The 5977-nt window shown below is 69.2% G+C and carries 8 protein-coding genes; 2 read left to right on the top strand and 6 right to left on the bottom strand.

The window, feature by feature from the left end:
* Positions 1 to 521 precede the first annotated feature (521 nt).
* Positions 522 to 737, top strand: coding sequence for a hypothetical protein (locus tag FV220_RS23605; RefSeq protein WP_018041722.1), 216 nt, complete (start codon positions 522 to 524; stop codon positions 735 to 737).
* 36 nt (positions 738 to 773) lie between these two features.
* Here the strand turns inward: FV220_RS23605 and FV220_RS23610 are convergent, their stop codons facing one another.
* From FV220_RS23610 to FV220_RS23625, 4 genes are all read right to left on the bottom strand, one after another.
* Positions 774 to 1157, bottom strand: coding sequence for a hypothetical protein (locus FV220_RS23610; RefSeq protein WP_147833436.1), 384 nt, complete (start codon positions 1155 to 1157; stop codon positions 774 to 776).
* An 88-nt stretch (positions 1158 to 1245) separates the two neighbouring features.
* Complete coding sequence (locus tag FV220_RS23615; protein WP_018041720.1) at positions 1246 to 1455, bottom strand: molybdopterin-binding protein; 210 nt, start codon at positions 1453 to 1455, stop codon at positions 1246 to 1248.
* A 12-nt stretch (positions 1456 to 1467) separates the two neighbouring features.
* Complete coding sequence (gene modA / locus FV220_RS23620) at positions 1468 to 2250, bottom strand: molybdate ABC transporter substrate-binding protein (protein WP_147833437.1); 783 nt, start codon at positions 2248 to 2250, stop codon at positions 1468 to 1470.
* Between the two features lie 37 nt (positions 2251 to 2287).
* The gene (locus FV220_RS23625) at positions 2288 to 3343 is read right to left on the bottom strand and encodes an NAD(P)-dependent alcohol dehydrogenase (protein WP_018041718.1); all 1056 of its coding nucleotides are present in this window, start codon (positions 3341 to 3343) and stop codon (positions 2288 to 2290) included.
* Positions 3344 to 3550: 207 nt separating this feature from the next.
* Here FV220_RS23625 and FV220_RS23630 point away from each other — a divergent pair, with 207 nt between their 5' ends.
* The gene (locus tag FV220_RS23630) at positions 3551 to 3901 is read left to right on the top strand and encodes a winged helix-turn-helix domain-containing protein (protein ID WP_018041717.1); all 351 of its coding nucleotides are present in this window, start codon (positions 3551 to 3553) and stop codon (positions 3899 to 3901) included.
* Positions 3902 to 3928: 27 nt separating this feature from the next.
* Here the strand turns inward: FV220_RS23630 and FV220_RS23635 are convergent, their stop codons facing one another.
* Complete coding sequence (locus FV220_RS23635) at positions 3929 to 4849, bottom strand: alpha/beta hydrolase (RefSeq protein WP_147833438.1); 921 nt, start codon at positions 4847 to 4849, stop codon at positions 3929 to 3931.
* A gap of 1 nt (position 4850) precedes the next feature.
* Complete coding sequence (locus FV220_RS23640) at positions 4851 to 5858, bottom strand: SDR family oxidoreductase (RefSeq protein ID WP_147833439.1); 1008 nt, start codon at positions 5856 to 5858, stop codon at positions 4851 to 4853.
* Between the last annotated feature and the right edge of the window lie 119 nt (positions 5859 to 5977).

Here is a 5977-nt window from a genome sequence, read left to right on the forward strand (position 1 = left end):
ACATGGGGTGGCTCCGGGAAGGGGAACGGGGCGGGGCATCGGCCAAGGGATATCGGCCAAGGGATATCGGTCACCGCTTCGCAGAAGCGGCGTGATCCCGGCATCGGGCGGAATGATCGGAACTACAGTTCCATCGACGATGAAGTCTGTTCCGGCCCTCGACTAGGCCGCCTGGCGACTAATCAAGATGACATCCGTATCATGAGACACGCGCCGCCCATGTCAACGAAATGGAATTTCGATTTTCGAGATCGATCGACACAAAGTCTTCGGCGGCAGGGGCGAGAGGGGGAAGAGACCGTTCCTTCCCTCACATTGGCCCGCCTGCCACCGGCCGGGACTCTCTTCCGCGGTTTCAGCCTCGTGCTTCTCTAACGCCGGCGCGCCGCTCCGGCCTGGACAGAGCGGACGGGCCATGGTCCTGCACTTTGGGAAGCCCCACCCCTCGGAATGTCGGGCGGGCCGTGTCGTCCATCTGCCCATGGATGCCGCCCGTCGTATCCTCGTCGAACGGAGGCCCGATGAACGTCCTGATCGCCATGCTGGCGCTGAAGATCCTGACCCTGGCGGGATCGACGGCCACGACCATCGGCCTCGTCGGCCTGTTCGCCTTCCGCGACACCCTCGGTCCGCATCTCGTCCCGCTCTGGGTCGGCGGCTTCCTCGCCATTGCCCTCGGCGAGGGCGGGACATGGCTCATCGCCCGGCGGAACGCGGCCAAGACCGCCGAGGATTAGCCGAAGCGCGGGCTGTCGGGGTTGACAGGCCCGCCCCTACCCCTGCCGTCGCTCGAACCGGAACGGCCGGTGCTCGTCCTCGAAGGCCCGCATCTCGACCGTCCACAGCCCGCCATCGTCGCCGGCCAGGGTGAAATGGAGCGCGTAGGCGGTACCCTCCTCCCCGGCGGGGTCGCGGAACTCGATCTCGTCCAGCCACCATGGCTCGTCCGAGCGGCCGCAGGCTTTCGTCCTGTCCACGAACAGGTCGAGATAGGCCGAGGCCGCGTCCCGCACGGCCGGGAGCGAGGCGGCGACCTTGGCCGCCAGATCGGCCTGGGCGCGGTCCACCGCGCCGCTCTCGTCGCTCAGGTAGAGGGGGATGCCATCGATCCGGGCGACCCAGCCGGCGGCCCCCATCTGCGTGAAATTCAAGGCCACGGCGTCACCTCCCCTCCCCCGCCCCTGCGGGGGACCGCCTCTTCCTCCGGAACGAAGGTGCCGGCCAGGATGAGGCGGGTCGGCTCGTTCAGTCGACGGCGATCATCACGTCGGAGGATTTGACGACGGCATAGGCCTCGCCGCCCACGGTGAGGCCGAGCGCATCCACCGACTCGTTGGTGATCGAGGCGGTGACGACGGTGCCGTCGGCGATCTCGATCTTCACATGGGCGGTGGTGGCGCCCTTCTCGACGGCGACGATCTTGCCCTTGAGGGTGTTGCGCGCGCTGATCTTCATGGTGTTTCCCTTTTACCGTGCGGAATTGGGGCCGAGGATGGTGAAGCCTTGGGCCTCGAAGAAGGGCCTCGCCTCGGCGCTCTTCAGGAAGTCGAGAAACTTGGCGGCCCCCTCTCCCCTGGCCTCGGCCGTGACGGCGAACGGGTACACCACCGGGGGATGGCTGTCCGCCGGAAACACGCCCACCACCTTCACCCCCGGATCGGACTTGGCATCGCTCTCGTAGACCACGCCCAGCGGCGCCTCCCCGCGCGAGACCAGAAGCAGAGCGGCCCGCACGTTGTCGGCCTGGGCGAGGCGCGGCTGCAGGCCTCCCCACAGGCCGAGCGTCTCGAAGGCGGCTTTCGCGTATTTGCCGATGGGCACCGAATTGACCTCTCCGGTGGCGAGACGACCGTCGGGTCCAAGCGCGGCGGCGAAGCCCTCCGCCGTGAACGGCACGTCGGCGGCCGCGGCACCCTTCGGCGCGATGACGACGATGCGGTTGCCGAGCAGGTTCACCCGGCTCTCGGCGCGGATCAGGTTCTTCTTGCCGAGATAATCCATCCATTCGAGATCGGCCGAGGCGAACAGATCGGCCGGGGCACCGGATTCGATCTGCCGCGCCAGGGCCGAGGAGGCGGCATAGCTCGCCTTCACCTCGACGCCGCTCCTGGCGGTGAAGGCCTTGCCGGCATTGTCGAGGGCGTTCTTCAGGCTCGCGGCGGCGAAGACCGTGGCCGTCTCGGCCGCCCCGGCGGCAGGCGCCAGAACGACGAGACCGGCGAGCACGAGGGCACGGAAGGCGTGGCGCATGAAGGGGAGCTTCCCGAAGACAGGCAGGGACGGATCGTCAGGCGGCTTTGGGCAGGGACGCCATGTCGATGACGAAGCGGTATTTCACGTCGCTCTTGAGCATGCGGCCATAGGCCGTCTCGATCTGGTCGATGGGGATGATCTCGATGTCGGAGGTGATTCCGTGCGCGGCGCAGAAATCGAGCATCTCCTGCGTCTCGGCGATGCCGCCGATGAGCGAGCCGGCGAAGTTGCGCCGCCGCCAGATCACGCTGAACACGTTGACCGAGAGCGGCTTCTCCGGAGCGCCCACCTGCACGAGGGTGCCCTCGCGCTTGAGCAGGCCGAGATAGGCGTTGATGTCGTGGTCGGCCGCCACGGTGTCGAGGATGAAGTCGAAGGTCTCGCCCTGTGCCGCCATGGCGTCGGGATCCTTCGAGATCACCACCTCGGAGGCGCCGAGCCGCCGGGCATCGGCCTCCTTGCCGGGCGAGGTGGTGAACAGGACCACATGCGCGCCCATGGCGTGGGCGAGCTTGACGCCCATATGGCCGAGGCCGCCGAGCCCCACCACGCCGACCTTCTGCCCGGCCTTCACGCCCCAGTGGCGCAGGGGCGAATAGGTGGTGATGCCCGCGCAGAGAAGGGGGGCGACGGCGGCGAGATCCAGGTTTTCGGGGATGCGCAGCACGAAGTGGCCGTCGACCACGATATGGCTCGAATAGCCGCCGAACGTGTGTCCGCCGGTCTGCGGCTCGGGGCCGTTATAGGTGCCGGTGAAGCCGGGCACGCAATACTGCTCCAGCCCTTCTTTGCAGCTGTCGCATTCGCGACAGGAGGCGACCATGCAGCCGACGCCGGCGAGGTCGCCCGCCTTGAAGGCCGAGACCTCCGCGCCGACCCGCGTCACCCGGCCGACGATCTCGTGGCCGGGAACGCAGGGGTAGAGCGTGCCGCCCCATTCGTTGCGGGCGGTGTGCAGGTCCGAGTGGCAGACCCCGCAATACAGAATCTCGATCTCGATATCGGAGGGGCCCGGGTCGCGACGCTGGAAGGTGAAGGGCGAGAGCGGCGCTTCCGCGCTGGTGGATGCGTAGCCGGTGCAGGTGAACATGCTCGTCTCTCCGCGATCTGCTGGCCGAGGCGGCCCGGTGCCACCCCGCCCCATCCTCGCCCGACCTCGTCATCGACGAAAGTCCCGGCATGCCGCTATATACATCTGAACATACCGGTCGCTCAAGGATTGATCGCCCGACGGCCTGGCCTATCGTCGATCCTCACCGGAACGATTCCAGGGTGTGGCCCGGCGAGGGGCGGTGAGATGGCGACGTTGAGCATCCGGATCGATCTCGGCCCCGGGAACCGCCTCGGACCCGGCAAGATCCGCCTCCTCGAAATGGTCGCCGAGCACGGTTCGATCTCCGCGGCGGGCCGGGCCCTCGGCATGTCCTACCGGCGCGCCTGGACGCTGATCGAGGCGGTGAACACCGGCTTCGGCCGACCGGTGGTCGAAGCGCAGATCGGCGGCAGGAGCGGCGGCGGCGCGCGGCTCACGGCCTTCGGGACGGTTCTGGTCCGCGATTACCGCGCCATCGAGGCGGCGGCGGAGAAAGCGGCCGCGCCGTACCTCGACGCCCTCGACCGGGAGACGGTCGCGGCTGGGGGCCGATGAGCGGGCAACGCTCCCCAGCGGCACCATTCACGCCTCATCTCCACGTCTGCGCTGGATGTCCAGCGCCGCCTCCACCACCGCGTCGACCTCGTAATGGTGCAGCATGTGGCCGAGGCCATGCAGCCATCGGAAGGTCGCGTCCGGGATCAGGCGCGCGGCTTGGCGCCCGTGCATCAGCGGGTTGGTGACGATGTCGGCGCTGCCGCACAGGATGGCCACGGGCACGCGGCAGGTGGCGTAGCCGAGCGCGCTGCGGGAGAGGTCGCTCCACAGCATGTTGGCGTTCTCGCCATCGGCGACGAGGCGCCGGGACTGGCCCGCGAGGCCGAAGGGGAATTCGGCGGCGAAACGCGCCGGCATCGGCTGCGGCAGGAACATGCCCCGCCACAGCAACGGCATCAGGAGAGCGTCGCTGCCGGCGAGCATCCTGGACAGCGCGTCCCCGCCCATCGGGCTAGCGCGCGGCCCGAACAGGACCTGCTCGAGGCGAGGCTCGGGAAAGCAGATGGGTGAGATGGCGACCACGCCGCCCGCCTCGTCGGGATAGGCCATGCCGAAGGCGAGGCAGACGGCCCCGCCGAAGGAATGGCCGACGAGGACCGGACGCCGGAGCCCCAGGCCCCGTGCGACCTCACGGACGATCTCGGCCTGCCGCCAGACCGACGCATCGCTGAAGGGGATATGCTCGCTCTCGCCATGGCCGGGGCGGTCGATGGCGACCACGCGGAAATGCCGCGACAGCGCCTCCATCGGGCCGAGCCGCATGTCGTCCAGGGTCATCACTGCGCCGTGGACGAGGATCAGGTCCGGCCCCGACCCCGCTTCCACGTAGGCGATCCTCGGCCCGGCCGGGACGTCGAGGAAGCGGCGTGGCGGCCTGTCCGCCCGGACCGGCGCCGTGGAGGACGATTCATCCCGCCGGGACCGGCCGTCGATCACGCCCGCCATCTCAGGACCGCCTTCGCGGGGACGGCTTGCGGCCGAGGAGAAGGGCGGCGGTGGCGGCCAGGCCCGCCACCGCGCTCAGGGTCACGAGGGGATGCAGGGTCGCCCGGGTATAGGCGCTCGATCGCATGACGGGAAACGGCGGCGAGCCCCTGACCGCGCCGGCACCGCGCGGAGCGTGCAAGGCTCCCTCGGAATGCTCCGCCGGCTCGGATCGCTGCTGGAGCGCGATGATGGCGGAGGCCAACCGGTCGTAGGCGCCGGGCGCGAAGTCCTTGCCCATGACGAACAGCTTGCCGCCGCCACCCACGATGATGTCGCGCTGGCCATGCTCCGCCGCATGAAGGATCGCGTTGGCGACCTCCTCCGGCGGGTAGATCGGCGGCGGCAGGGTCGGGCGCCGGTCCATGTAGTTGCGGGCGCGGTCGGGGAGCGGGGTGTCGATGGAAGCGGGCTTGATCAGCGTCACGGTGACCGGCGCATCCTCCGCGATCAGCTCCATGCGCAGCGTGTCGGTGAAGCCCTTCACCGCGTGTTTCGAGGTAGCGTAGAGGCCCTGGAACGGGAAAGCGAGGTCGGAGGCGATGCTGCCGACATTGACGAGCGCTCCCCCGCGCCGGCGCAGATGCCCGACCGCGATCAGGGAGCCGTTCACCGTGCCCCAGAGGTTCGTCCGGATGAGCCGCTCGTGGTCCTCCTGGGCGATTGCCGAGAGCGGCCCGTAGACGGTGAGGCCGGCGACGTTCACCCAGGTGTCGAAACCGCCGAAGGTGGCGATGGCAGCGTCGGCGATGGCCTGGACATCCTCGCGGGACCCCACATCGGCCACGACGGAGACGGCCCGGCCGGGGCCTCCGAGTTCCTCGCAGAGTCCGGCGAGGACATCCCCGCTCCGTGCGGCGAGGACGACACGTGCGCCCCGCGCGGAGGCCATGCGGGCGGTGGCGAGGCCGATGCCGCTCGATGCCCCCGTGATCACGATCACCTGCTCGCGCAGGGGTTTATGTCTCATCGGCGGGGGCTCCCGGTCGCTGCAGGGGTTGGAAAGAACCTCCAAACCTACGCGTGAGCCGGGAGTGCGTTGCCGGCGCCGCCGGCCTGCGCGGTTTTCACGCGCGCCCGCCCCTCACC

The sequence above is a fragment of the Methylobacterium sp. WL19 genome, assembly GCF_008040005.1.
Taxonomy (GTDB): Bacteria; Pseudomonadota; Alphaproteobacteria; order Rhizobiales; family Beijerinckiaceae; genus Methylobacterium; species Methylobacterium bullatum.

Excerpts from the sequence above, each read along its gene's own strand:
- FV220_RS23605 (WP_018041722.1), top strand. The coding sequence starts at position 522 with ATGAACGTCCTGATCGCCATGCTGGCGCTGAAGATCCTGACCCTGGCG.
- modA (WP_147833437.1), bottom strand. The coding sequence starts at position 2,250 with ATGCGCCACGCCTTCCGTGCCCTCGTGCTCGCCGGTCTCGTCGTTCTG.
- FV220_RS23625 (WP_018041718.1), bottom strand. The coding sequence starts at position 3,343 with ATGTTCACCTGCACCGGCTACGCATCCACCAGCGCGGAAGCGCCGCTC.
- FV220_RS23630 (WP_018041717.1), top strand. The coding sequence starts at position 3,551 with ATGGCGACGTTGAGCATCCGGATCGATCTCGGCCCCGGGAACCGCCTC.
- FV220_RS23640 (WP_147833439.1), bottom strand. The coding sequence starts at position 5,858 with ATGAGACATAAACCCCTGCGCGAGCAGGTGATCGTGATCACGGGGGCA.
- FV220_RS23615 (WP_018041720.1), bottom strand. The coding sequence starts at position 1,455 with ATGAAGATCAGCGCGCGCAACACCCTCAAGGGCAAGATCGTCGCCGTC.
- FV220_RS23635 (WP_147833438.1), bottom strand. The coding sequence starts at position 4,849 with ATGGCGGGCGTGATCGACGGCCGGTCCCGGCGGGATGAATCGTCCTCC.